We start from the raw sequence: 25,021 nt of genomic DNA, 5'->3' as shown, positions 1-25,021 counted from the left end.
TTATTGAATATGAGTGATTTTTAAAGTCCATGCATATTTGCATGGTATTTTAGTAAAAGTCAATCGCGGTAAATATACGATTAGATTTTTTCCTTTTTGTTCCCATTTTAGTTCGTTCGAATAACCAAGCAGGCGAATAGTAGTAAGCGGTGTAGATTTAATATCTTGCAATGTAATTTTATCATTAGGGTAGGAAGTTAAGATAGCATATAAGTTATTGTCTTTCGATGTGAAGAACGCCTCTTGTACAGCGTATCCAGGATCAGGATTAACAGTCTGTTTCAGAATAGAGTTGCCACTAACATAGTATTTTTCTTCTGATTTCCAGTCACGTTTTCCTTCCGACCACTGGCTGCTTTTCTTCCAAGGTCTGGTTTGGTATATAGCTTCTCCGTTAATCTTAAGCCATTCTCCTATCTGAAGCAATCGTTCTTGCATAATTGGAGGAATTTTTCCTTCTGCCGTAGGCCCTATGTTCAGTAAAAGATTTCCACCTTGGCTAACGATTTTTGCAAGCGTATGGATTAAAGCTTGTGGGGTAGCGTAATCTTCGATATCTTCAAGTTTGTTGTAGCCAAAAGAAAACCCCATGCCCCTGCATTCTTCCCATGGTTTATCATATTTCTTATTAGAAGAGCTATATTCACTTGTGTAGAAGTCTCCGTGTCTGCCGTTTTTGAACTTGGCCCAACGGTCATTGATTACTACACTGTCTTTTATGTCGGAAGAAGAATATAGCCATGATAAGAATTCTTTTGTCTTCCAAATATCCTCATCGTAGCTGTCTGGTCCGTCTGCCCAGATTAGGTCTGGCTTATATTTTGTGATGAGATCCTTTAGTTGTGGATACAGATGTTGTTCAGTATAAATAGGCATGTTTTCGGAAGTGTAGAGAGGATTATTCCATTCTCTTAGAGAAAAGTAGCATCCAACTTTAAGAGACGCTTTTCGCATGGCCTTGACAAATTCACCTACTAAATCTTTATGAGGACCAATTTCTACACTATTCCATGGGCGTGCGTGATTGTGAGATGCCTCTTTACTGTCCCATAGAGCAAATCCATCGTGATGTTTAGTGGTTAGAACAGCATATTTTGCTCCAGATTTTACAAATAGATCAGCCCATTCTGTAGCATTGTAATTTTGGGCTTTAAACAGTGGTGCAAAATCCATGTAAGTAAAATCTTCTCCATAGGTTAGTCGGTGATAATTATAGATCTCATCTCCTTTGAAGTCACCATTCCCAAATAATGTTTTATTATCTAACCAGTATTGATACCATTCGGCATAGGTTCCTTTAGGAGACCATGCTGGTACAGAATAGAGTCCCCAATGGATAAATATGCCAAATTTTGCATCTTGAAACCAAGTTGGGATGGGACGTTTATCTAGAGATTTCCAGTCAGGCGTGTAAACCTTTTGTGGAAACCCTTCGGTCAGGGCGATAAAAAATAAACAGATTCCTAAAAATAATTTTTTCATATAATATTGATGTTAGGGTATTCACATGGATAAAGGTGCTCTCATACAAAAAGGCCTTAGAGTTTTCCCCTTATTTCTTGGAGAAAATTCTAAGGCCTTTGTAAATTTTATATGGAGATTAGTATCCAGGGGTTTGCTTCAAGGCACTGTTTTCTCCTAATGTATTTTCATCGAGTGGCCATAACAGACGGCTCTCGTTTGCACTAGAATATTTAGTGACATATTCATTACCCATCAGGCGGATATCATACCAGCGTTTCCCTTCGAACAAGAATTCTCTCATTCTTTCTTTCAGGATAGCCTCAATAGGATTTTCATCACTGCCTACAAAGCGATTATTAGAATAGAAGTTAGCATCTTTGTCATTAGGATATGCAACCTCATTTTTGTGAGCATTGAAATATTCCGTCCCATAAGCACGTTCGCGCACTTCGTTGATTTCTGTGGAGATATCTTCACCTAAGAAAGCTTTGGCAGTGGCCAATGCCAGTAAGCAGTCTGCATAGCGGTAAATAGGATAATCGTCCAACCAGCTTCTTTGGGCATCACCTTCCAGTAAAACTCCCTGAAATTTATAGGCAATAGGAGCACTAAAAGTGAGTGGTTCGCTATCACTGTTTTTGCTATAGATACCTTTTATAGAGTATGATTTTCTGCTATCTCCCTCCCGGAATAATTGAGTATATAAATCTTGTTCTACTTGATAACGAATCAGTCCGCTCATATCAGCCATTTCGGTCTCATTTAGCAAGACGCCGTTTTCGTCATAATAGGTGCCAAAGTTTGCTTGGTTCATGACCATGGTTGAACGATATTGGTCATTCCACATGCTATACTCATTTCTTCCATTGTGTATGGCGAAAATAATTTCGTTATTTTCTTTATTGTCGTATGCAAATACTTTCTGGAAGTTACTTAGTAATCCTACTCCAGCTGCTTTTACTGCCGTCAATGCATTTTTGGCTGTTGTATAGTCTGCTTCACCGCCTCCCATTTGCTTTCCGCTCCATAAGTACACTTCACCTTTTAGCATCATGGTAGCCGCTTTCGACCAATAACATTTACCATATTTGAATGAATAATCATCACCAAAAGCATCTTCTGAACTTTGGATGTCTTTCTTGATTTGTGTCATTACATCGGCAGCAGAAGAGGCTGCTTTGCTTGGGTTACCTATATCGATGGAGTTACCATTGGTGTAATCCAATTGCAGTACCACATCTCCCCAAGAACGTAACAGGTGAAAATATACATAAGCTCTTAGACCGTATGCTTCTCCTAGATAATAGTTCTTAGTGCTGGCATCCAGCAAATCGGTAGATTCTGCATGATTGATCATCAGGTTTAATTGGTTGATTAATACGTAGAAATCACCATAATTACTAATGACAGGATTTGCTGCATTCAGCGTGTTGTCAATCATTCTTTCCACTCCCTGAGTTGCTTCTCCTGTAAATGGGTTGGAATTATAAATGTCGGCACGAGGTTCTCCTAATTCGAAGATGGTATAAGATCTTTCACGTAATAAACCGTGAAGTCCTACATTAAATGCTTCAAATTGTGCCGCATCTTTCCAATAGTTTACATCAGTAATACTACTAACAGGTTCCATGTCCAAGCAACCGGTAAAAGACGTTGCCAGACATCCGGCTATAATATAGTTGAATATTTTTTTCATAATCGTTATTTTTTTCAGAATGTTACAGATAAGCCAAACAATACGGTTCTTGGAGTAGGATAACGTCCATTATCGATACCTCTTCCATAGGTCGTAGATACGGCCGGTTCCGGGGAAACGCCATCATATCCTGTGATATAGAACAGATTTTGGCCGGTTACATATACAGAAGCGTCTTGCATGCCTGCTTTACCAATCCATTTTTTGGGTAAAGAATAACTCAATGTGATTTCTCGTAAAGCTAGATAATCCCCTTTCTCATAGAAGCGTGAGCTGTTATTATCGACAGCTGTGTTTCCATTGTTTGAACGGGTGATGTTTTTCTTGTTCAACTGGTCAGCATAAGTGAATACCGGAAGGTCTGTATCCGGATTGGTTTCGCTCCACGTATCGTGTACTTTATCAATGATGTTAAATTGTCCTTGGTACTGTCCTAAAGAACGAGCTTTTAAATCGTTGTAGATAGTGTGACCTAATGCATAGTCGAATCGTGCGTACAAAGACCAATTCTTGTAAGATAAAGTAGTAGAGAATCCACCGGTTACTTTCGGGAAGATATTACCTACAACAGCGCGGTCAAGGCTATTGATTTTTCCATCTTTATTGATGTCTTCCCAGCATACATCTCCGGGTTCGATAGGTTTCCATCCGTTGGATTCAGCGTAAGTGACACCTGTTTGTGGGTTGATTTCATTCGCCATACCTGGTCCATATAGGTTAGCCACTTCATCAATAATCATATTGGCGTTTGCTTTTACGTCATTCCAGTCTCTGAAGATATGGTTTTGTACATAGCCTACCATGTCTCCCAGTTTACCACCTTCTCGGTAACCACCAATCCATTTGGTTGGAGTTTCTCCTGTTTCTGGGTTATATAGTCCGGCTGCAACTTCATAACCATCAATCTGATTAAAAGGTTTGTCACTGGTCGGTAACTTCAACACTTTGTTGGATACGGAAGTTAAGTTAGCAGAAACTTCCCAGTTAAATCCTTTTACATTGGAAAGAATATTAGCTCTTACTTCCATTTCAAATCCGGAGTTACGCAGTCTTCCCAAGTTGGTTTTCATGGTTGAAAAACCGGTATAAGCAGGCAGATTTACATCTGTCAGCAAATCGTCGGTTGTTCTGTTGTAATAGTCCAGAATGAAGCTCAATCGGTTATTGAAAAAGCCCAAATCCAGACCAGCTTCAAATGAACGGCTCTGTTCCCATCTTAATCCAGTGTTTATCAGTGCTGAGTTGTAGTATGCGGTTGCTCCATTATACGTTCCAGCTCCGATTTGCTTGTACACTCCATAAATATCAAAGTTTCCAATGCCATTTACGTTACCGTTTACTCCATAACTCAGGCGCGGCTTGATGTTGCTGATGACATCTGAAATCTTAGATTCCTTCCAGAAATCTTCTTCTGTAACATTCCATCCGACAGAAACACCAGGGAAGAAGCCCCAGCGGTTATCTTTCAAGCGAGAGATACCATCATAGCGGGCTACCAAAGACAACAGATATTTCATCTGATAGTTGTAATTTACACGACCAAATACGGAGGCAATACGATAACCGGTTTTTTCGGATGTAGTATATGTACGGGTAGCGCCTGCATTCAGAGTCGGAATATCATCCGTCGGAGAATTCTGAGTCTTTGCCTGCATGGTAAATTGGTTGTAACCGAAGTATTCGCTACCTACCATTACGTCCAAGTTATGTTTTTCTTTGAAGGTATCTTTGTAATTTAATGTTCCATTTACTTGGATTTGGGTATAACGCTGTATTTGAGCACTTGCTTCACGTGTGTTGGTCGGTGTGGAAGAAGTCTGTAGCTGGTATGACTTGTTGAATGTTTCATATTGATAGTCATAATGGTAAAGAGAGGTGTTCCCGCTGAATACCAACTTCTTAGGAATGATGTCCAGGTCGAATCCAAAGTTATAGGTAGCTTTGCGAGTTCCATCTTCACTTGTCAGCTTGTCCCGATAATATTCAGGATTACCATCGCCGGTTCCCCATCCTGAAGCTGGAGTTCCGTCTTCGTTATATGGGTTCCATGTCGGACGTTGTGAACGGGTACGATAGAAGAGTTCGTATGAACCAATCCACAAAGAAGGCTGTTGTGACCATGTGTAGGTGGCTCCGGCTTTTACATTTAAGAATGGGAAAATTTTGTAAGTTCCGCTTACCGATCCGTTGAATCGTTTGTATCCAGTTCCTTTAATCTGACCATCTTCATTGTAGTATCCCATGCTGGCCATGTAAGTCCCTTTATCATTTCCTCCAGTAATATTTACATAATGATCTTGCGTCAAGGCGGTATTAGCAAAAACCGCATCATCCAGCTGACCACTATAATCTTTATAAAGAAGTTGTTTACCTTCGTAATAGGGATCGTCCATCACCAGCCATCCTTCATTTTGTAAATAAGAATTTTCATTGGTGAGATATTGAACATCAATCAGGTTGTTTTGTGTACCGTAACCTGTTTGCGTATCTACGTTGGCTGCTCCAGGCACGTTGTTGGTATAACGCTTATATCCCAAGCGGTTATAGTACAAATAATCGTGTGCATTACAGAACTCATATCCATAACGAGCAAAGTTTACACCCAGTTTGAACTTATAGTTTACTGATGCCTTGCCGGCTTTTCCACTCTTTGTTTCTACCAGAATAACACCTCCGTTGGCACGGGCACCATAAATAGCGGTAGAAGCAGCGTCTTTCAATACCTGTATGGATTCAATGTCAGAAGGGTTGATGTCACTCATGCTGTCACGGATGATACCATCCACAACAATCAAAGCTTTACTGTTACTTCCAGTAATGGTAGCTCCACCACGCAGTGTGATATCAGGCTCTGCACCCGGTTGTCCGGTGGTATTGATTACGCGTAAACCGGTTACTGAACCTTGCAGGGCTTGTCCAGCATTACTCATGGCTGCGTTTTTCAACACCTGGTCATCCATTTTAGAGATAGCCGTAGTCAGTGCAGCTCGTTTCTGGGAACCTCCATATCCCGTCACAACCACTTCTTCCAAAGTCTGAGTATCCTCTTTCAAGATAACGTTGATTGGGGTTCCATTCCATTTAATCGTTTGTGCAATATATCCTACGAAAGAAATTTCAATAACATCTCCTTTCTTTACGTTCGACAAAGAGAACTTACCGTCGATGTCTGTAATCGTTCCGTTGGTAGTTCCTTTCACTATCACGGAAGCACCGATGACAGACTCGCCTGTTGCATCTTTCACAATACCTTGACATATACCCGATTGTTGTACAATGTCAATTTCAGCTTTGTTGGTGGATAAGTCCGCATACGTCATCCCCGTGGATAAACTACCCAACAACAGACACATGCCGACTGACTTCATTTTTTTATTCATAACTCTTGTATATATAAGGTTAAAGTTTGCGATTGAAGGATTTAGGCTAACTTAAAGTCTTTTTTAGTCGATTTTATTAATATATCTATTTGCATGCGACAAATATATAAATAAAAAATTTGATATCACAATTATTTGATAAAATATTTTATAAAATATTGCTTTTTATCTGGGTGTTATTTTATTTATCTACTTGCTTTATGAATATTCATTTATTTAAGAATCGTCTTTAAGATTCGTAAATAAATAGAGAGTAAGAATGATATTATCTGATTATCAGCAAATAAAAAGGGAATATTGTAATAAATATTCCCTTTTTAATCAAATCTATTATATAATAAATTATTTTACAATATCGTGGAGCTTGATACTTTGGAACGTCATGTGGGCCACGCTGCTTTCATACAATATACCGATAGTTTCTTTATCAATCATGGTCAGGCAGGAATAACCCCAGTTATATCCTTCATCCAATAGTAACTGATGTTCCGGACTCCAGGTCTTTCCTCCGTCGAGACTGATTTTGATGGTCATGTCCTTTCGCGCGCTGGTTGAGTTGGGGTTGGAGAAAATCAGCAGGTCTTTCCCCAGCACGTTGTCCTTGGCTTTCACGCTGATCAGACTGGCCATACATACAGGCTCTATCAGGGCCGTACGGGAAGATTCATGTTCTTTCCACGTCTTGCCTAAATCCTGTGTGGTATATACAGCCCGGCTTCCTCCCCGGTTGTCACGCATGTTCAGCATGAGGGTGCCAGGTTCGAGTTCAGCCACCTGCGCTTCTGTGGTATTGGTACGTGCATGGTGGTGGATGGTCCAGGTCTTTCCATGGTCTTTGCTATACATGATGCCTGCATTCGGAATACGGGTCTTGTCGATGAACTGGATGGGGAACACCAAGGTACCGTCTTCCATGGTGATACCTCGTCCCGGTCCCTGAAGCAGGAAATACCATTCCGGAAGTTTCACTTGCTCGGTGATGTTGATGGGGGCGGACCAGGTCTTTCCGTCATCCGTACTTTTGGCAAGTACCAGCTGGGCTGTATGGTTCAAGTCCATGCCTTGGTGAGAACTCCACCAGGCTCGTTGGTTACCCATCCCGTGCGTCCAGGCTGCTACAATCCATATTGTATTTGTCTTGGTGTCTACTAATATGGAAGGGTCACCTACACCGTTCTGAGCCGATGGAAGTCCTCCATATTCTTTAAAGGACAGAGGCAGGCGCATCTTTTCCCAAGTCTTTCCTCCATCCGTACTACGGCTGAGGCCGATGTCGATGTGTTCTTGCAAATCTACGCTGCTGTTGTAGCGTACATCGTATACGCCCAGAAGAGTGCCTTTGTTGGTGGTTACCAGACCGGGGATACGGAAGGCGGCGGAACCGTCGTCACCTGCGTGACGTACGCCGACCCCCATTCTTTGTATCACTTTCTGTCCTGCTACGTTCTTGGTGGGCAGGATTTTCCCGTCAGCTTTCACTTGAGCGACTTCTGCAGAAATTTTGGTTTGCAGTGAGGCCGTAGGTTGCATTTCGATGCTGATCCAGAAGAAATTGTATCCGGGAAACAAGTTTTGCTTGCCTTCCAGGGTAAGGGTGCTGGTCTTAGGTGTTACCTCCGCTTTCTTGATGGAATAAGAAGGATTTGCCGACAAGGTTTGGCCAGGAGTATGGCTAGAAATGTATTCCACCGGAGCGAACCGTTTTTTTCCTCTATCCTGGGGAGCGTCTGTTCCTCCATAATATAACTTGACGGCTTTTATCTGTGAAAGCGGCACATTCTTGTCAAAAGTAAGGGTGACATTTTCCAGTGTCTGGGTTTCCTTTGCGTCAAGACGCAGGTAAGCCAGCACATTGTCATGCCGTTCTATCAGGATGGGCACCTGTGGGGTTTTCACAAATACCGTGTCTGCAGCCTGCAGCCCGATAGACATCATTCCGATACATAAGGAAAGTAATTTTCTCATAATTAGGGTTGTAGGTTAGATTTTTACTTTAGCTATCAGTTTTCTGATTTTTCCTTCTCCGATGACTGGAGCATGAGGGTCTTCCGGATAGACAATCAGGAACTGTCCCGGAAGCAGGTCCACGAAACAGGTGGGAGTGTCTGTATAGAGGGCGCAATCTCCTTCTTCCTGGTAAGCTTGTTTCAGTTGGCAGACATCTTCCATCGCTTTCCAGCCGATACGTTCTTTTCCTTCCAGCAGGATGTGTATGTCAATGTAGTCACGGTGTACTTCGAGCACCTGTTCGGATGCCTTTACACACGTGGGGTTCACATTGTTGATGAACAGGTTGTTCCCGTCCAGCTCGATTCTTCCACATGGAGTATGCAGAAGGTCATGACTTTTCACATAATCAAACAACTGTTTGAACAGAGGGTGGAGTGCTTCAATCCGGGCACTGTTTTGTAAATTGGAAACAATCATATTTTCAAAGTTTTATTATTCCATATTGTCTGTCTTGGGGCGCAGGAAGTATAATTGCACGCAGAGAGCGACAGCCACTACAATAGCCAGCATGGCAAAACCGGCTCCCAGGCTGCCGTTGTCTCCCCAACGGCCCAGTAGATGTGTGATGAAGGCACCGGCAGAGACTCCCACCATGTTCATCACTCCGTATGCCGTGGCTCTTTGTCTGTGTGATACAAACTGGCAGAGGATAGGCATGTTGTTGGTGTCGAAGATGCCATATCCGATACCGAACAGCAGTCCGGCACCCACTACAGCCACCAGATTATGTCCGAAGCCTAATAAGAGCAGGGAAGGAATGGTCAGTCCCAAACCGATGGCCCCAGTATATATACGTCCGCGCAGGTTTTTTTGTACCCATCGGTCGGACAACGGACCGCCGATGATGACACCGATGAAGGAAGAAACGGCAATCGTAATGGTAGAGATAGGGCCAGCCTGCGACATCGGCAGGTCGAGGTTTTCAGCAAACAAGGTCGGGAGCCAGTTTTTGGTAGCCCATCCGGGAAGGCTTGGAGCGGCAAAATAGAGCAAGATTACCCAGAAAGCCACATTGGTCAGCAAGGATTTCAGACTGGTGAAAACGCTTTCTTTTTCTTTATGAGGTGTAGCTTGCAATTTTTCTGTGGGGATGGATTCCGTCTTCTTATCGTGTAGGAATAACATCAGAATCACGGCGTAGGCTATCCCGATGATACCGAACCAATGGAAAGTAGTATGCCAGGAGACAGCTTCAGCTACGGTAGCTCCGAATCCCCCGATGGCCTGGCCTGTGTACAGGCCGGTCATGTGGATGCCTACAGCCAGAGAGCGAGATTTTCCGGTGTGGTAGTCTGCAATCAGGGAAAGTCCGGCGGGGATGTAGAGTGCTTCGCTCACTCCCATCAAGGCACGCAGCCAGACAATCTGGTTGAAGGTTTCGGCCACTCCCATCAGGTAGGTGACGGAAGACCATACGAACAAACTTCCCACAATCAACCATTTACGGTTCAAACGGTCGGCAATGACCCCCGAAACCGGACTCATCAATGCGTAAATCCAGAGAAAAATCGCCATCAGACGACCGAAGTTGGTAGCCGATTGCAGTTCCGTGATATCCATCTGCATGGCCTCCTTCATGGTGCTGAGCATTTGCCGGTCCATATAGTTGAGCAACGCCACGCCCCACAGCAGTCCTACTACAACCCAAGGATAAATCTTAGAGTTCTTCATATATTATGGTTATTCAGATTAATGATGAAACTTGCCGGATTATTCTCCGGCAAGTATTTCTTTACATAAAGTGTATCCCTTGACCATCATTCTTGGAATATGGAAAGGACCTTTGAACAAGTTACCTTTTGCGGGTTGGGCTACTGTGCCGTCGCGGTGCAGGTATCCATACCATTCGCCGAACTCATTATCGGGAAAATGGGCATACGTCCACTCACTGATTTGTTTATGGCGCTTCAGGTATTTTTCGTCTTTGGTCAGCTTGTAGGCATACAGGTTGGCAATGATGGCTTCGGTTTGCGGCCACCAGAATTTCATGTCCTGTGAATAGTCTTGAGGAGGCAGGTTCTTGCAGTCCTTGAAGTTGATGATACCTCCGTACTGCTTGTCCCATCCCCATTCCCATGACCAGTCGAGAATGGTCAGTGCCATGTCGATGAGCTCCTTGTTACCACCCATGTTACGGGCTACGTCGAACAGGAACCAGGACGTCTCGATGCAATGTCCCGGGTTGATGGTACGTCCGTTCATGGTGTCGATGAATTCTCCTTTAGGGCCTACCATTTCAAGTAAAGCCTTAAATTCCGGGTGCATGAAGTAATTTTTCAACGCATGGATGGATTCTTCAATCTGGGCATCCAGTTCCGGGTCGGAAATCACTTGCTTGATGCAGGAAGCCACGTTGACCATGATCATGGTGATGGAATGGCCCTGTGCCTGTAGAGTCGGAAGGTATTTCGGTTCCAGAATGCCTGGTGTGTGCAGGAAATGACGCATCCGCTTGAACAGGTCGAGTGCTTTTTTCGCATATTCCTGGTTGCCGGTAGCCAGTGCATATTCCGACATGGCGATGGCGGCGAAGCTTTCAGAAAACACATATCTTCTTTTCCGGAGCGGCGTGCCGTCGGCCATGACTTCGAAATACATTCTTCCGTCTGTATCGAAACAGTGGTTTTCAATGAAATCCAGCGTCAGTCTGGCTGCTTCCAGCCATTCCGGGTTCTTTTCCACATGGTTGTAGGCAAAAGAGCAGATAAAGGCAAAACGGCCCTGGAACCATACCGACTTGGTGGTGTCGAACAGCTGTCCGTCGCGTGCCACGCAGGTATATACACCTCCGTGTTTCTTGTCGAGACCATATTTCAGCCAGAAAGGCATGATGTTGTGGGTGAGATCTTCTTTGTAGTTCTCCGCCCAGTATTTTGCGTAGGTATCTATGCACATCATAAGGCCGATGTTTAGAATTTGTTGCAACGGTCAAAGAAATTGATAGCTTCCAGTTCCGCCTTCATGCGGGCTTCTTCTTCATCGGTCATGTTCTGGAACGGCGTACGGTTCTTGCCCAAGTCCAGACCAATCAGTTTCATAATCCGTTTTCCGGCTACGATGTTGCCGCGGTAGTGACAGATTACGTTGATGACATCCTGTGAGAAGTTCTGCAATTCGCGAGCCTTTTCAATGTCGCCGGCTTTCCAGGCGTCGAGGATGCCTACCAGATTGATACCGTTGTAGTTGGTCGTTCCACCGATACCGCCCTGTGCACCGCCCATGGCCAGTGAAGGAAGGATGGTTTCATCTTGTCCGTGCAGCATGTCGAACTTGCCGTTCTTGTACAGGCGGCACTGGTTGTATTCATAAATGCTTTCGTACGTATATTTGATACCGGCAAAGTTCGGAATACGTCCGTCTACCGCTTTCAGCAATTCTACCATCGGCAGGTAGGCACCGTTGAATGCCGGAATGTGGTAATAATAGAATGGAAGATTCGGCGCTCCGGCTGCGATTTCTTCGCAGTATTTCACCAGTTCTTCGATGCGGCCGATTTTCGGGAAAGGAGGAGCCATGGCACCGATACCCCATGCACCGATTTTCTGTGCATGTTCGGCCAGCATCTTGCTTGCCTTTACGCAGCAGCTTCCCACGTGTACAATTATCTTGAAACCTTCGGGAGCCACTTCAATCCAGCGTTCAGCCAGTTTCATACGTTCTTCTTCTGTCAGCATGTAGCCTTCACCGGATGAGCCGTTGATGAACACGCCTTTCAGGCCGTTTTTTGCCAGCATGGCTGCATACGCAGCAATCGGTTCATAGTTTACTTCCCCATTTTCATAAAACGGAGTAAACGGAGCATCAATTAAGCCAATAATTTTTTCCATAATATTGTATTTAATAAATTGATTTATTTAATATCGGCAAAAATAGCGATATAATTTTTATACTACAAGGTTTTTAGGGGTTATTTTGAAAATCTCTTTCTTTTTTAAGTGGATAAACAGTAATTTGTGGGGTACGTATGCCAGGTTTTATTTCTCCGCATACCATGTATAAACAATGACGATGTAGCAGGAGAATGCCTCCGGCCCGTGCCATACCCGGGATGTTGGGATGCTGGGTCCATTTTTTATGTGTGAAGTCAAAGCAGAGAAGGTCATCGTTGAACCGATACCAGGATGGCTCGTGAGTAAGATAGTCTTTTCCCGCTTTTCCATCCAGGGCCTTTTTAAAAATGCTATAGTTGACTCCTCCGCCAAGGATGAGATGTGTGGAGGTTTGGGTGCCGCTTCCTCCCGCCATACAGCGTTTCTCTCCATTCTCTTCCAGGGGTATATCCGACTCGTACTCCCAGCGGCCGGTTTCGGGAAGATAGCATAAGATATCGTGTGAAAGTATGCTTTCCGAGGTGTCCGATGCTGCCTGGTATCCACCTATTAAATAAAGCTTGTGTGCGTCGTGGACCAGAATCGGCTGTACGCGCTGAGGCCCCGGATAGGCAGCCAGTTTCTGCCACGTCTGGTCTGTATTCAAGTCCAGTTTGTACAGGGCGTTCTGTCTGTGCTGCTGGTTTCCTCCGGTAAGGTAGATACATCCGTTAAGAAGGGTAGCCGCGGCGTTGTCTATGGTTTCGGGCAATGAAGGAAGTGGTTGGATGGCAAACTTTTGTGGAGAGTCGGCAGCTTGAATCCGGAATACACGGGTCAGGCAGGAGTCCGCATTGGCTCCTCCGATGCAGACCAAGCCCTCCGGTGTTTCTATGGCACAGCCGTAGGCCACCGGGCAGGGCAGTGATGGAAGCGGTATCCACTGTGGGCATTCAGACTGGACGTTTAGTGCATAGCACTGGTCATAATACACTTTTTCTCCTCCTTCGGCAGCAGGCTTGAGGGGGAAATTGCAGCCTCCACCCACTATCAGCCAGTCTTTTATGAAGCCCGCAAAAGGAGCGGATACACCTTGTGTGATTGGATAGTCGGGGAGTTGCGTCGAAGAAGAAGGTACAGATTGTGCCAAGGACACCACATATTGGAATACAAGGATTCCCCAAATCAAGCATCTTTTTTTCATTCGTATTTTCATTTGGCTAAGGGAGGATGGATTTATATCTGCTAAAATACGCATAATATTTTAAGTTGTCCATGATTTAATGAAGATTTTTTGTAGCTTTTGCCATATATAATTAATATTTTACTTTTGTTGTTTTATGTCAATAAATTTATTATCTTAGCCATCGGTTTGTCAGGGAGGTTGCTTTAATAAGTAAAACACGCCTTGTGAACCATTAAATATAATAATTTATTAATCTTATAGGGATAGAAAATAGCCTGTCATCTGAGCATGCTATTGTGGGTTCAACTAAAGTATGGTCATAATATTATGGTACACAAGTTAATCGAAGGACTAGGAAATGGCACGAAAAATATGCTTACTCAAAAGCGGATTATCACCTATCTGATGCACAATCATTCGTCTACAATTCCTGATTTGGCAAAAGATATAGACTTGAGTATTCCTACTGTCACCAAGTTTGTCATGGAGCTGGTGGAAGAAGGATACATCATCAATTATGGAAAGCAGGAGACCAGCGAGGGAAGACCCCCTAATCTGTATGGTCTGAATCCGGATTCAGCCTATATGGTAGGAGTGGATATCAAGGCATTCTGCCTGAACATCGGCCTGATGAATTTTACAGGGGATATGGTAGATATCCAGATGGGGATAGAATGTCGGCTCGACAATACAGTGGAAAGTTTGGAATCGCTGATTCAGCATATTTGCACTTTCATAGAGAAACATAAGAATATCAAAGAAAAGATTCTTCAGGTAGGAGTAAATATTTCGGGCCGTGTGAATCCGGAAGAAGGCTATAGCTTCAGCATGTTTAATTTCGAGGAACGTCCGCTGGCCGAAATTTTGACTGAAAAAATCGGTATTCCGGTGAGCATCGACAACGATACCCGTGCCATGGCCTATGGTGAGCTACTGAAAGGAGTGGTCAAAGGAGAAAAAGATGTGGTGTTCATCAATCTCAGCTGGGGACTTGGTTCGGCCTTTATCATTGACGGGAAAATCTATACGGGGCGTTCGGGTTTTTCGGGAGAATTCGGTCATTTCAATGTGTTCGACAATGAAATTATCTGCCGTTGCGGAAAAAAAGGATGTCTGGAAACCGAGGTTTCCGGTTCGGCCCTGCATCGGATTCTTTGTGAGCGGGTAAAGAACGGACAGACTACCATTCTTTCCAAAAGAATTCTTTCAGGTGAGTCCTCACTTACGCTGGAAGAGATTGTGGAGGCCACCAATAAAGAAGATATCCTGTGCATTGAACTGGTGGAAGAAATCGGGCGCAAACTGGGGCGTTATCTCGCAGGTCTGATTAACCTGTTCAATCCGGAACTGGTGGTCATCGGCGGAACGCTGGCGTTGACGGAAGATTATATTTTGCAACCCATCAAGACGGCCATCCGCAAATACTCCTTGAATCTGGTAAGCAAAGATTCTGCCGTGGTCTTGTCGAAGCTGCAGGCAAAAGCAGGAGTGGTAGGTGCTTGTCTGCTGTCCAGAAGCAAATTGTTTGAATGGTAAATATTTATTATGAAATAGCCCAGTCATGAACATTTGAGGTGTTGAAGGCTGGGCTATATCTATAAGGTTAAATACGCAGACTTATCTTGTAAAAGGCTTGTCGCTTACATAAATGGAAAGACTTTCATCTCCCTGTTCAATGGTGGTATATAATCCGGAAGATGTACGTCCGTCTTTTATAGCTAAAGCCTTATTTACCGCTCCATATACTTCTCCATACTTGGATGGGTTTGAAAGGTTTATCTGAAGGTGAATATAATCCAACTTAGCGTCTGGAATCAGCTTGTAAACAGGTCCCCACCAGCCGTTGGATACTTTTTGTTGGAAAGTACCGTTGGCAATTATCGTATAGTTCATGTCGCGTGAATAGCGTTTACTATATGCATTGCGGTCTCCTATTTTATATTTTTCACGGAATTGCTTAATGGAAGTTTCAGAAACTTTGATTCCATCAAATTTTCCATCAGTAAAAAGAGAAGCAATCCATGTACTGATACCTTCTACGTCAAAATATTCAGAGATGGCATATTCATAAAATGGGTTTATGTAGGAATATGCTGATACTTTATCAAACTGTGGGTTGGCTATATATTCTCCTTTTTTGTTGATAATACCCCATTTATCATCAGCCTGCACCCACATAATGTCATCGAAAACTGGAGTCGCATCATTGAATTGTGGGTTAATCACATATTTTCCTTCTTTGTCTGCAAAGCCTACTTTGGAGTTTAGAGCTACAGGTGTCATGTCATTACCATTATATGGCATTAATAAATCAAATTGTGGATTGATGACTAATTTCCCTTTCTCATCACACCAGCCGAATTTATCTCCGACACGTACTACGTATCCTTTTTCATCAGGCATCATTGCCTTAAATTGTGGATTGATTACGTATTTACCTTCTTTGTCGATTACTCCATACATGTCACCTTGTTTTACAATGGCTTTTCCATTTTTGAAAGGTTCGGCATAGTCAAACTGGCAGTTGATTACGATTTTTCCGTCTTTATCGACATATCCGTAATCTTTTTTATTGCGCACCACAGCAAGTCCTTCTGTATAATTAGAAAAGAAAATATGCTTTTCTGGTAGACTGAATATGGTTTCTCCTTTTTCATTGATTACCCAGTAGTTGTCATTGTCATCGTACACGATGGATAGTCCTTCTGAAAATGAATGTATTATGCGTCCTTTTTTGTATTCTAAGATTACTTCCCCTTTTTTGTCTATCAGTTCTGGTGCGTTGTCTGGTCGTACCACCCATGCTTTCCCGTCATGGAACATAGTGGCGGAGTTATATTGAGGAGACAGCACCATCTCTCCTTTTTCGTTGATAAATCCGATTTTTCCATCCACTTTTATTTGGGCTAGTCCGTTTGTGAATAAACTGGCTTCTTCAAATTGTGGGTTAATTACGTATTCCCCTTTGTGATTGACATATCCCCATTTGCCATCTGTTTTGACTGAGAATAGTGAGGTTTCATATTCTCCATCTTGCTGCCTCTCTGAACAAGCCATGAACATAGAAAGTATGGCTATTGTTCCGAATAATTTGATAGTTGTTTTCATAATGTATTAATATTTATAGAACACTTCTGGATAACTATTTTTCCCCCATGCTATAATTAAAATTGATAGATTTTTGTGTGTATAAAAGATGAGATAGATTGATTTTTCATAGTTGGATAATTAGATTTATTTATCCGAAGATACGTTTTTTTGTTCAGAAAAAGAATAGAGAGTTTTTTCATTCATGAATAAATGGTCATTTTCAAGACGTAAGTGATGAAAGAACGAGCTTATCCGAACTTTTTATTTCGGATAAGCTTGTTTAAATGATTATTATTCTTCCGCCCGATATTCCAGTATGTCCCCTGGCTGGCAGTCCAGTTCCTTGCAGATGGCCTCCAGGGTGGAGAAGCGTATGGCCTTGGCCTTTCCTGTTTTCAGAATGGAGAGATTTGCCGGTGTCAGGTCAATCCGTTCGGCAAGCTCTCCCAGCGAAACTTTCCGTTTCGCCATCATCACATCGAGATTTACGATAATCGGCATAGTTAGTAGTTGAGTTAAATAGTCAAATCTTGTTCTTTCTGTATCTGGATACCTATCTCAAACAGCAAGGAGACCAGCACGAAAACGGCTCCTATCACAATCAGCAGGATGCTGTTCTGATGGAATGTGTCTATTGGGGTGAGATTGACGATGACATTCATCAGTACTCCCGAAAGCATTGTGGAAATTCCGATGGCCGACAAAATCCGTTGGTTGACGCGGCAGAATACTTTTCCTTTTTTCACGTTGCGTGCCATGAAATAGGCCAGCAGGCCGATAAAGAAAATGGCATAACACTCAATGGCTTGTATTAACGCTTCCCATATAAAAGTATCGCTGTCGTTTTTCCCAATTTCATAACAGAGAGGCACTATCTGGCTAAAGCCATAAGCGATGGATGCCAAAAGGCTGAGTACCGAAACAAAGTCGCAGTATTGCATCAGGCGTTTGTAGGATTGGGTTTTCATTGTTCGTGTGTTTAATTAAATCGTCAAATCATTTTCTTCTTTCAGTCGCAGGCCGAGGGCAAAGATTTCAGCAGCCAGCAGGGCGATAAAACCTAAAATCAGTGTGGAGTCGGAAGAAGCCATCAGGGTGTTGAATTCGCTTCCCGCCAGTTCAATGGCCTGTGCAAACTGATGGTTCGAAATCCAGATACTGATATAACCGAGTACATATATCCCTAACATGTTCCAACCGATGCGGCGCAGGTGTTTTACGTTGATCCAGTCGAACACGATGTTTCGGTTGATGTGTATCATCAGCTTGCCGAAATAGACAACGACAGAGATAAGTCCAATGAGGACAATGAAACCGATGAATCCCTGTAATACACTGATACCAAGACTAATATTGGTGTAAGGATATTCGATCAGTGCTGTCATAGGTTTGATGGCCAGTTGCTTACCGTCTTTTAGGTTGGTAATCGTACCGGCTGTTTTCGTCAGGTCGGTGGGCAGAACGTGCATCGTTTTATATTGGGGAACGTCTATGATTTCTCCTTGAGCGGCTTTCAGGCCGATCTCCATTCCGTTGATAAATAATATTTTTGCAACCATGTACACGTTTCCGGAAGCAGACAGCAGAAAAGCGGCAATCACGCATGCACAGAATATATTCAATTTCTTTTTCATAATGCAGATGAAAATTTTAAATGGTCAAATCATTTATTGTTTTCTAGTTCAATAACTTCTGCCTGGGCAGGCTGATGCCAGGAAGCCGGTTGCGGAACCAGCTTCTTTTGGATGAACAGTACACAGAGGACGGTGAGGACAAATCCTCCGGCTGCCATGAGTGCCGCTCCGGTGGCTCCGTAAGTAGAAACCATGGTCGCATTCGGGTCGTCTGCCGATAAGAAAGCAATCACAGCCGCACTGTTATTGACAAAGTGCATCAGGATGCCGGGTAACAGACTCCCCGTGTGGTAGTACATCCATCCCAGCGCCAGTCCGGTGACAAAGGCGAAAGGTGCCTGTACCCAGTTGCCGTGTACCAGTCCGAAAATCAATGAAGAAAGTACGATGGCCCAGGCTGGATGTTTCCATTTGCGGAGCAGATGTCCCTGAATGGCACCACGGAACAGCAGTTCCTCTACGAGGGGAGCCATGATGACGATGGCCACGATACCTAAGGGATGATGCATCATCATGTCAAAGGCAGCCTCCATATTGTTGGGCAGGTCGGCTAGTTCGTTGAAGTAGTTGGTCCATAAGCCCATTGCTAAAATAAATACCACTGATGTAGCCAACAGTTTGGGAGAGCAGTGATATCCCCAAGTTTTCCGGTCCAGTCCCACATATTTGCCAGCCAGCAGATGGATGCCTAACGCAGCGGTAGAGAGTATCTGTGCCAGCATGATCAGGTTTGTATAAAGCGTGTCGAGGGTCTTCGGCAATTCGAAGGTGTGGCGATACAGCATGTATCCACAGATGGCTACCCCCATGAAAGCCAGTTGGTAGGCAAAGAAATACAGTAATAATTTGATGGTGCGTCCCATAATCGTGTACGTTTTAAAAAGTTTGTTTACTTGTTGGTTGAAAGTTTCTGAAGAGCCGGACCTTCAGTGCCCCAGGTCAGCAGATAAGCCGGATTCCAGGTTTTTCGGTCCGCATCCCAGCGGTAAGCCTTTTTCTCGGTCAGGGTTCCCAGTGTGTCGTACTGGTATTCGTACTTCCACTTGGGAGTGAGTGTTTTGCCGTCTTCATTCAGGGTAGATACCGTCAAGCTTTGCTGGTTCTGTCCGTAAATGAAGGTTTCTTTTGCGTTTGCGTGTGTGGCTGTCAATGTCATCAGTGCAGCGGCTATTCCTGCTGCCAGTGTCTTTTTTGTGAATGTCTTTTTCATAATTGTACGTGTTTGTGTGTAAATAAGAGTGTACGTCGTTTGTTTTCGATAAATATTTATCGTTTTTCGATATGCAAATGTAAGTGTTATTTTTGAACTACAAAAGAAAAACAGAAATATTTTATCGAAAAACGATAATTTTTTCTTTTTTACGGGAAGGATAGGGTTTCAGTAACTTGTGAGTTGTATAAATCGGGATGAAAGGAGACTTTCCGGCTTGAAGGGGCGAGTGCGGATGACAGGGGCTGAAATGTTGAAAATCAAAGTCTGTTAATGGAAAAATGAGGCAGTTGATTTTATGTTTCCCTTACGGGAAATCTATGTTTCTCGGTGCGGAAACGTACGTTTCACGATAGGAAAACGTATGTTTCTGCATAGGGAAACATAAAAAATACTGATAAGTTTTCTTTTGAATGCTGTGTTAGATTTAAAATTAATACTTTTATGTCGTCTTTAGATAAAACTAAAATCTGTACTTACCATGAAAACTCGATTGAAAATGTATTGTATTAGCTGTCTGTTTACCTTAGGGGCCGTACAGCTTTCCGCTCAAACTTATAACTGGATACATAGCAGTGAGAATGCAACTTGGCAACAATCCACTGTCCGCTTGAAAAGCGAAGTAAATGTCCTTCCGGATGTGTCTGTGGACGAAAAGGCTAAAATAACCACGTTTAAGACCTGGGGAGTTACTTTCAATGAGCTTTGTTGGGATGCGCTGGGCGCGCTGACCCGTGAAGAGCAGGATGAAATCTTGAAAAAGGTATTTGCCCCGGATGGTGATTTGCGTATCGGGCGGGGACGGATTTCATTGGGTGCCAACGACTATGCCCGTTCCTGGTACAGTTGCGATGAGGTGGAAGGTGATTTTGAATTACGCTACTTCAACATCGACCGGGATAAACAGGCGATTATTCCTTTCATTCGGGCGGCACAGAAATACAATCCGGCACTCACCTTCTGGATTTCTCCCTGGTCTCCCCCCAGCTGGCTGAAAATAAATGGAGATTACCCGGTGTTGAGCAGTCCGTCCAATCATCTGTCGCCGAAATTGGACTATCTGCTTTATGGAAATGTAGGTGGAACGACCGATCCGGACGAGATGAAACTGGTAGGAGAACGTAAAGGGAAATTCCCCCGTCAGCTGGCTACTACCGACTATATGATACAAGACCCCCGTTATTTGCAGACTTATGCCAATTACTTCTGTAAGTTCATTGATGCCTACAAGGCAGAAGGCATCCCTATTGATATGGTGATGTATCAGAATGAGGCTTACAGCTATACCCCCTATCCCGGATGTGCATGGACGGCAGAAGGAACTATCCTCTTTAATCGGGATTACCTGGCTCCGGCACTGAAAAAGGCGCATCCGGAGGTGAAGTTGTATTTAGGCACGCTGAACACGAACCGGCAGGATCATGTGGAGAAGATGCTTTCGGATAAGCAATTGCAAGATTGTGTTTCCGGAATGGGCTTCCAATGGGAAGGACGCGAGATTCTGGCCGCTATCCGGCAACAGCATCCCGACTGGAGTTACATTTGTTCCGAGAGTGAATGTGGCTGGGGAAGCTTTGACTGGAAGTCGGGCGAACATACCTTTGAGTTAATCAATCATTATTTGGGGAACGGATGCAACGAGTATAACCTTTGGAATTTTATCCTTTTGGATAATGGAGAAAGCACCTGGGGATGGAAACAGAACGCCTTGATTCGGGTCGATTCAAAGACACGTACGTTTACGTATACGCCTGAATATTTTGCGGTGAAGCATTATGCTCATTACATCGCTTCCGGTTCGGAAGTATTGGCCTATAAGCCGGAGGGAGACGACAAGAAACCGGTGCTGGTGGTAAGGACTCCGGCGAAGAAGTATGTGGTGATAGCCGGAAACTTCAAGGAAGAGTCACAAAAGCTGACCGTAAAGTTGGGCAAGCGTTATTTGGAAGTGGTGTTGGCTCCTCATTCCATGAATACGTTTGAAATGAAATAATACAATATAGAAGAAGTATCGAAAATTTATAATCTAAGATAATACTATTGGTTATGGTTGGGAAGCACTTATTTATCGCAATTTTGTTGGGAATCATATTGTCGAGCAATACATATAAAAAAGAGTCTCCTTCTTTGGCGGGGATGACCGTAGAGTTGGCTGAGACTCCTCTTGGCATAGACACCCCCGCTCCAAGGTTTGGCTGGCAGCTGACGGCTGTTCCGCAGGAAAGAGGTCTCTGTCAGACGGCCTATCAGCTGATTGTGCAGGATGAGGCTGGAAAGCGGGTATGGGATTCCGGGAAGGTGGCAGGAGACGTCTCCCAGCATGTGGTGTACCAGGGAGAAGCCTTGCAGCCGACGACCCGTTATACGTGGCAGGTAAAGGTATGGAACAATCAGGGAAAGGTGCAGGAAGGAACGTCCTGGTTTGAAACCAGTCTGCTGACGGACCACGAGGCAAATGGCTGGCACGGAGCCCGCTGGATTGGGGGTGGTGACGAGGACATGGTACTTTATTCACCCTATCTGCCTGTGTTCCGCTTGGATTTTTCTTTCCAGATGAAGGAGCAGGCCGTATCCCGTAAGATAGCCTTTGTGTATGGAGCGAATGACGAGCGGTTGATGGATGCGAACAAGAACCTGTATCATCTTTCCAATGGAAAGGATGCTTCTTACATCAAGGTGGAGTTCGACTTGACGCCGCTGAAAGGAGGCGGAAACGCATGGATACATCTTTATCGTGCAGGTTATCAGCCCGATGACAAGCCTTCCGTACCGTTGAAATCTTTTTTGATACCGAATGACGTGTTGAATGTCGGGAACCAGTATCAGGCGCATACTTTCTCTCTGTATTCCAACTTGGGTTTCACGGTCTTGAAAAAAGGAGAAACTCAGCTGGGGGAAGTGAATGTGAATCCCTTGGGGCAGGGAGGCGATTTCATTGCCTTTCCTGTAGTGGGTGAGGTGGGCTTTGCCTTGGAGGATGCGAAGGCCTTTTCGGGTGTGAAGACGGATATCCGTAATTTCCGGAGTCCGGAAAACCGACTGACTTCCGTGACACTGGATGCGTCCCGATTAGAAGGGGGAAGGCAATGGTATGTACAAAACCCGAGCCGTAACTCCATGCCGATGCTGCGTACGGAGTTTGCAACCATTGCGAATAAAATCAAGAAAGCACGGCTGTATGTCACCTCCCGCGGTATTTATGAGATGTATCTCAACGGGCAACGGGTTGGAAAGGATTATTTCAATCCGGGCGTGACACAGTATAATAAAACACACCTGTATCAGGTGTACGATGTGACGAAGCTGGTACAGGTCGGAAAAAATGCACTGGGTGCGGTGCTGGCCGAAGGGTGGTGGAGCGGAGGTGCCACTTATGCCGGAGAAAACTGGAACTTCTTTGGCGACCGTCAGTCGTTGCTGGCCCAGCTGGTGGTGACGTACGAGAATGGACGGCAGCAGGCGGTGGTCACTTCGCCGGACACATGGAAGTATTTCAACCAGGGACCGGTGGTGTATGGCAGTTTCTTTCAGGGAGAAGTCTATGACGCCCGGAAGGAACAGGCAATCGCCGGATGGTCTTGCCCGGGTTACGAGGATGCGGCGTGGAAGTCGGCGGTGGAAGTGACGCTGGAAAATCATGTCAGTCAGGTGGGAGGAGGAAACGTGCCGAAAGTGAACGATTATTCGGATTTTCACCTGAAGGCCCAGTATGGCCAGACGGTACGGGCCATTCAGCAACTGACGGCTCGGTCGGTGGAAGAAGTACGGCCGGGTATTTTTGTGTACGACATGGGGCAGAACATGGTGGGAGTACCTGAAATCACGCTCCACGGAATGGAAGCGGGCCGGGAAATCAATCTCCGTTATGCCGAGGTGAAATATCCGGACCTGCCGCGTTATGCCGGCAATGAGGGGATGATTATGCTCGAGAATATCCGTGCGGCAATGGCACAGGACAAATATATCACCAAGGGAGGGGAGGAAACGATTGCACCGAGGTTCACTTACCACGGATATCGCTATGTCGAGATTACGGGCATTGACAAGGCCTTGCCCTTGGAGAGTGTGAAGGGCACGGTGTTGAGCTCGATTGACGGACTTGCCTCTCAGTATGAAACCTCGAACGAGAAGGTGAATAGGCTATGGCACAACATCGTGTGGTCTACCTATGCCAACTTCTTCTCCATCCCGACCGACTGTCCGCAACGGAACGAACGCTTGGGTTGGGCAGGGGATATCTCGGTCTTCTCCCGGACGGCGACTTATCTGGCCGATGTGCCGCAATTCCTTCGCCGTTATTTGCAGGCCATGCGCGATGTGCAGCGGGAAGACGGACGTTTCCCCGATGTGGCTCCGCTGGGTGTAGGCTTTGGGGGCCTGTTGTGGGGCAGCGCGGGCATCACGGTGCCTTGGGAAGTGTACCAGCAGTACGGCGACAAGAACTTGCTGGCGGAACATTATGCGGCGATGGGTCGCTACATTGATTATATACTGGCAAAGACCATCAATCTGGAAACGGGTATCTTGGAGCAGGAGAAGGTGTGGGGAAATCTGGGCGACTGGCTGGGGCCGGAGGACAACAAGAACGACAAGACACTGATGTGGGAAGCTTATTTCTTGTACGACCTGGATATCATGGTGAAAGTGTCCAAGCTATTGGGCAAGGAAAGTGAGGCACGGAGGTATGCGGATTTGTATCAGAAACGGAAAGAATTCTTCCTGCGTACGTATGTGGATAAGGTGACGGCCCGGACGGTTTCTTCCGGGGCCGACGGACCTGAAAAAGGGAAACCGGTAGACATACAGACTTCGTACGTGCTTCCGCTGGCCTTCGGTCTTGTCCCGCCGGAGCTTCGGGAAGAGTTTGCAGCTCGTCTCGCTCAAACGGTTCAGCGGGAAAATGTGGGTGACGACGGAAAGACTTATCCGGCTTATTCTCTGATGACGGGATTCATCGGGACGGCCTGGATTAGCAAGGCACTTTCGGACAATGGCTACGACGACGTGGCCTACAAGTTGTTGCAGCAGACCACCTATCCTTCGTGGCTGTATTCCGTGGAACAGGGAGCTACGACCATCTGGGAGCGGCTGAATTCTTATACTCATGTGGATGGGTTTGGCGAAAACAATCGGATGAACTCGTTCAATCATTATTCATTCGGGGCCGTAGGAGCCTGGATGTATGCCTATTCATTAGGGATTATGCGGGATGAGAATCATCCGGGGTTCAAGCATTTTGTGTTGTCTCCGCGGGTGGACCCGACCGGACAGATGACTTTTGCCCGTGGGCATTATGATTCCTTGTATGGTCGGATAGAGAGTGCATGGGAAGTGAAAGACGGGGAGGTGAGGTATTCATTCACTGTGCCGGCCAATACGAGTGCCACACTTTATTTGCCGGTTGCTTCGACAGACAAGGTGACGGAAGATGGTCGTGTTTTGCAGGCAGGAAAAAATGGGGTGAAGGAAGTAATGCGTCAGGAAGGCATGCTTCAAATAGAGCTGGGTTCGGGTACCTATCATTTTGCAGTGAAATGAGAGG

At 44.9% G+C, this 25,021-nt stretch carries 18 protein-coding genes; 3 read left to right on the top strand and 15 right to left on the bottom strand.

What is annotated here, in order from left to right:
• From OIM59_RS16390 to OIM59_RS16350, 9 genes are all read right to left on the bottom strand, one after another.
• A complete protein-coding gene (locus tag OIM59_RS16390; RefSeq protein ID WP_299173056.1) occupies positions 1 to 1,482 on the bottom strand; it encodes an alpha-L-fucosidase in 1,482 nt (493 codons plus the stop codon).
• 118 nt (positions 1,483 to 1,600) lie between these two features.
• A complete protein-coding gene (nanU, locus tag OIM59_RS16385) occupies positions 1,601 to 3,160 on the bottom strand; it encodes a SusD family outer membrane lipoprotein NanU (RefSeq protein WP_299173054.1) in 1,560 nt (519 codons plus the stop codon).
• A gap of 14 nt (positions 3,161 to 3,174) precedes the next feature.
• Entirely contained in the window at positions 3,175 to 6,540 is a 3,366-nt protein-coding gene (locus OIM59_RS16380; RefSeq protein ID WP_299173052.1) for a TonB-dependent receptor, read from the bottom strand.
• Positions 6,541 to 6,882: 342 nt separating this feature from the next.
• A complete protein-coding gene (locus tag OIM59_RS16375; RefSeq protein WP_299173050.1) occupies positions 6,883 to 8,505 on the bottom strand; it encodes a sialidase family protein in 1,623 nt (540 codons plus the stop codon).
• A 15-nt stretch (positions 8,506 to 8,520) separates the two neighbouring features.
• Positions 8,521 to 8,967 carry a YhcH/YjgK/YiaL family protein gene (locus OIM59_RS16370; RefSeq protein ID WP_299173049.1) on the bottom strand — a complete coding sequence of 149 codons (447 nt, stop codon included), beginning with the start codon at positions 8,965 to 8,967 and terminating at the stop codon, positions 8,521 to 8,523.
• A 15-nt stretch (positions 8,968 to 8,982) separates the two neighbouring features.
• Positions 8,983 to 10,221, bottom strand: coding sequence for an MFS transporter (locus OIM59_RS16365; protein ID WP_299173048.1), 1,239 nt, complete (start codon positions 10,219 to 10,221; stop codon positions 8,983 to 8,985).
• 39 nt (positions 10,222 to 10,260) lie between these two features.
• Positions 10,261 to 11,448 carry an AGE family epimerase/isomerase gene (locus tag OIM59_RS16360; protein WP_303897742.1) on the bottom strand — a complete coding sequence of 396 codons (1,188 nt, stop codon included), beginning with the start codon at positions 11,446 to 11,448 and terminating at the stop codon, positions 10,261 to 10,263.
• 11 nt (positions 11,449 to 11,459) lie between these two features.
• Complete coding sequence (locus OIM59_RS16355; protein WP_303897740.1) at positions 11,460 to 12,377, bottom strand: dihydrodipicolinate synthase family protein; 918 nt, start codon at positions 12,375 to 12,377, stop codon at positions 11,460 to 11,462.
• Positions 12,378 to 12,450: 73 nt separating this feature from the next.
• On the bottom strand, positions 12,451 to 13,563 hold the full coding sequence (locus tag OIM59_RS16350; RefSeq protein ID WP_303897738.1) for a cyclically-permuted mutarotase family protein: 1,113 nt from the start codon (positions 13,561 to 13,563) through the stop codon (positions 12,451 to 12,453).
• Between the two features lie 309 nt (positions 13,564 to 13,872).
• On the opposite strand from OIM59_RS16350, the gene OIM59_RS16345 reads away from it, so the two are divergent.
• Positions 13,873 to 15,081, top strand: a complete 1,209-nt coding sequence (locus OIM59_RS16345) for an ROK family transcriptional regulator (protein WP_299173045.1) — start codon at positions 13,873 to 13,875, stop codon at positions 15,079 to 15,081.
• 81 nt (positions 15,082 to 15,162) lie between these two features.
• Here OIM59_RS16345 and OIM59_RS16340 read toward each other — a convergent pair whose 3' ends face one another.
• The 6 genes from OIM59_RS16340 to OIM59_RS16315 form a co-directional block, all read right to left on the bottom strand.
• A complete protein-coding gene (locus OIM59_RS16340) occupies positions 15,163 to 16,653 on the bottom strand; it encodes a WG repeat-containing protein (protein WP_303897737.1) in 1,491 nt (496 codons plus the stop codon).
• 273 nt (positions 16,654 to 16,926) lie between these two features.
• Positions 16,927 to 17,136 (bottom strand): helix-turn-helix transcriptional regulator, encoded by a 210-nt coding sequence (locus tag OIM59_RS16335; protein WP_022353539.1) that lies wholly within the window; start codon positions 17,134 to 17,136, stop codon positions 16,927 to 16,929.
• Between the two features lie 14 nt (positions 17,137 to 17,150).
• On the bottom strand, positions 17,151 to 17,603 hold the full coding sequence (locus OIM59_RS16330; protein WP_303897735.1) for a DUF2975 domain-containing protein: 453 nt from the start codon (positions 17,601 to 17,603) through the stop codon (positions 17,151 to 17,153).
• A gap of 15 nt (positions 17,604 to 17,618) precedes the next feature.
• Positions 17,619 to 18,269, bottom strand: coding sequence for a DUF2975 domain-containing protein (locus OIM59_RS16325; RefSeq protein WP_299173042.1), 651 nt, complete (start codon positions 18,267 to 18,269; stop codon positions 17,619 to 17,621).
• A gap of 29 nt (positions 18,270 to 18,298) precedes the next feature.
• Positions 18,299 to 19,132, bottom strand: a complete 834-nt coding sequence (locus OIM59_RS16320) for a CPBP family intramembrane glutamic endopeptidase (protein ID WP_303897733.1) — start codon at positions 19,130 to 19,132, stop codon at positions 18,299 to 18,301.
• Between the two features lie 26 nt (positions 19,133 to 19,158).
• Positions 19,159 to 19,479 carry a DUF3836 domain-containing protein gene (locus OIM59_RS16315; protein WP_303897731.1) on the bottom strand — a complete coding sequence of 107 codons (321 nt, stop codon included), beginning with the start codon at positions 19,477 to 19,479 and terminating at the stop codon, positions 19,159 to 19,161.
• 481 nt (positions 19,480 to 19,960) lie between these two features.
• On the opposite strand from OIM59_RS16315, the gene OIM59_RS16310 reads away from it, so the two are divergent.
• Both OIM59_RS16310 and OIM59_RS16305 read left to right on the top strand, forming a co-directional pair.
• A complete protein-coding gene (locus tag OIM59_RS16310) occupies positions 19,961 to 21,472 on the top strand; it encodes a beta-glycosidase (protein ID WP_303897729.1) in 1,512 nt (503 codons plus the stop codon).
• Positions 21,473 to 21,615: 143 nt separating this feature from the next.
• Positions 21,616 to 25,017 carry a family 78 glycoside hydrolase catalytic domain gene (locus OIM59_RS16305; RefSeq protein WP_303898271.1) on the top strand — a complete coding sequence of 1,134 codons (3,402 nt, stop codon included), beginning with the start codon at positions 21,616 to 21,618 and terminating at the stop codon, positions 25,015 to 25,017.
• Positions 25,018 to 25,021 lie beyond the last annotated feature (4 nt).

Source organism: Bacteroides mediterraneensis (assembly GCF_025993685.1).
In the GTDB taxonomy this organism is placed as follows: Bacteria; Bacteroidota; Bacteroidia; order Bacteroidales; family Bacteroidaceae; genus Phocaeicola; species Phocaeicola mediterraneensis_A.
This window is presented reverse-complemented; position numbering and strand designations above follow the sequence as displayed.

Coding starts and splice junctions, on each gene's coding strand:
- nanU (WP_299173054.1), bottom strand. CDS start 3,160: ATGAAAAAAATATTCAACTATATTATAGCCGGATGTCTGGCAACGTCT.
- OIM59_RS16355 (WP_303897740.1), bottom strand. CDS start 12,377: ATGGAAAAAATTATTGGCTTAATTGATGCTCCGTTTACTCCGTTTTAT.
- OIM59_RS16380 (WP_299173052.1), bottom strand. CDS start 6,540: ATGAATAAAAAAATGAAGTCAGTCGGCATGTGTCTGTTGTTGGGTAGT.
- OIM59_RS16330 (WP_303897735.1), bottom strand. CDS start 17,603: ATGAAAACCCAATCCTACAAACGCCTGATGCAATACTGCGACTTTGTT.
- OIM59_RS16325 (WP_299173042.1), bottom strand. CDS start 18,269: ATGAAAAAGAAATTGAATATATTCTGTGCATGCGTGATTGCCGCTTTT.
- OIM59_RS16365 (WP_299173048.1), bottom strand. CDS start 10,221: ATGAAGAACTCTAAGATTTATCCTTGGGTTGTAGTAGGACTGCTGTGG.
- OIM59_RS16320 (WP_303897733.1), bottom strand. CDS start 19,132: ATGGGACGCACCATCAAATTATTACTGTATTTCTTTGCCTACCAACTG.
- OIM59_RS16360 (WP_303897742.1), bottom strand. CDS start 11,448: ATGATGTGCATAGATACCTACGCAAAATACTGGGCGGAGAACTACAAA.
- OIM59_RS16345 (WP_299173045.1), top strand. CDS start 13,873: ATGGTACACAAGTTAATCGAAGGACTAGGAAATGGCACGAAAAATATG.
- OIM59_RS16375 (WP_299173050.1), bottom strand. CDS start 8,505: ATGAGAAAATTACTTTCCTTATGTATCGGAATGATGTCTATCGGGCTG.
- OIM59_RS16310 (WP_303897729.1), top strand. CDS start 19,961: ATGAAAACTCGATTGAAAATGTATTGTATTAGCTGTCTGTTTACCTTA.
- OIM59_RS16305 (WP_303898271.1), top strand. CDS start 21,616: ATGACCGTAGAGTTGGCTGAGACTCCTCTTGGCATAGACACCCCCGCT.
- OIM59_RS16370 (WP_299173049.1), bottom strand. CDS start 8,967: ATGATTGTTTCCAATTTACAAAACAGTGCCCGGATTGAAGCACTCCAC.
- OIM59_RS16315 (WP_303897731.1), bottom strand. CDS start 19,479: ATGAAAAAGACATTCACAAAAAAGACACTGGCAGCAGGAATAGCCGCT.
- OIM59_RS16335 (WP_022353539.1), bottom strand. CDS start 17,136: ATGCCGATTATCGTAAATCTCGATGTGATGATGGCGAAACGGAAAGTT.
- OIM59_RS16340 (WP_303897737.1), bottom strand. CDS start 16,653: ATGAAAACAACTATCAAATTATTCGGAACAATAGCCATACTTTCTATG.
- OIM59_RS16350 (WP_303897738.1), bottom strand. CDS start 13,563: ATGAAAAAAAGATGCTTGATTTGGGGAATCCTTGTATTCCAATATGTG.
- OIM59_RS16390 (WP_299173056.1), bottom strand. CDS start 1,482: ATGAAAAAATTATTTTTAGGAATCTGTTTATTTTTTATCGCCCTGACC.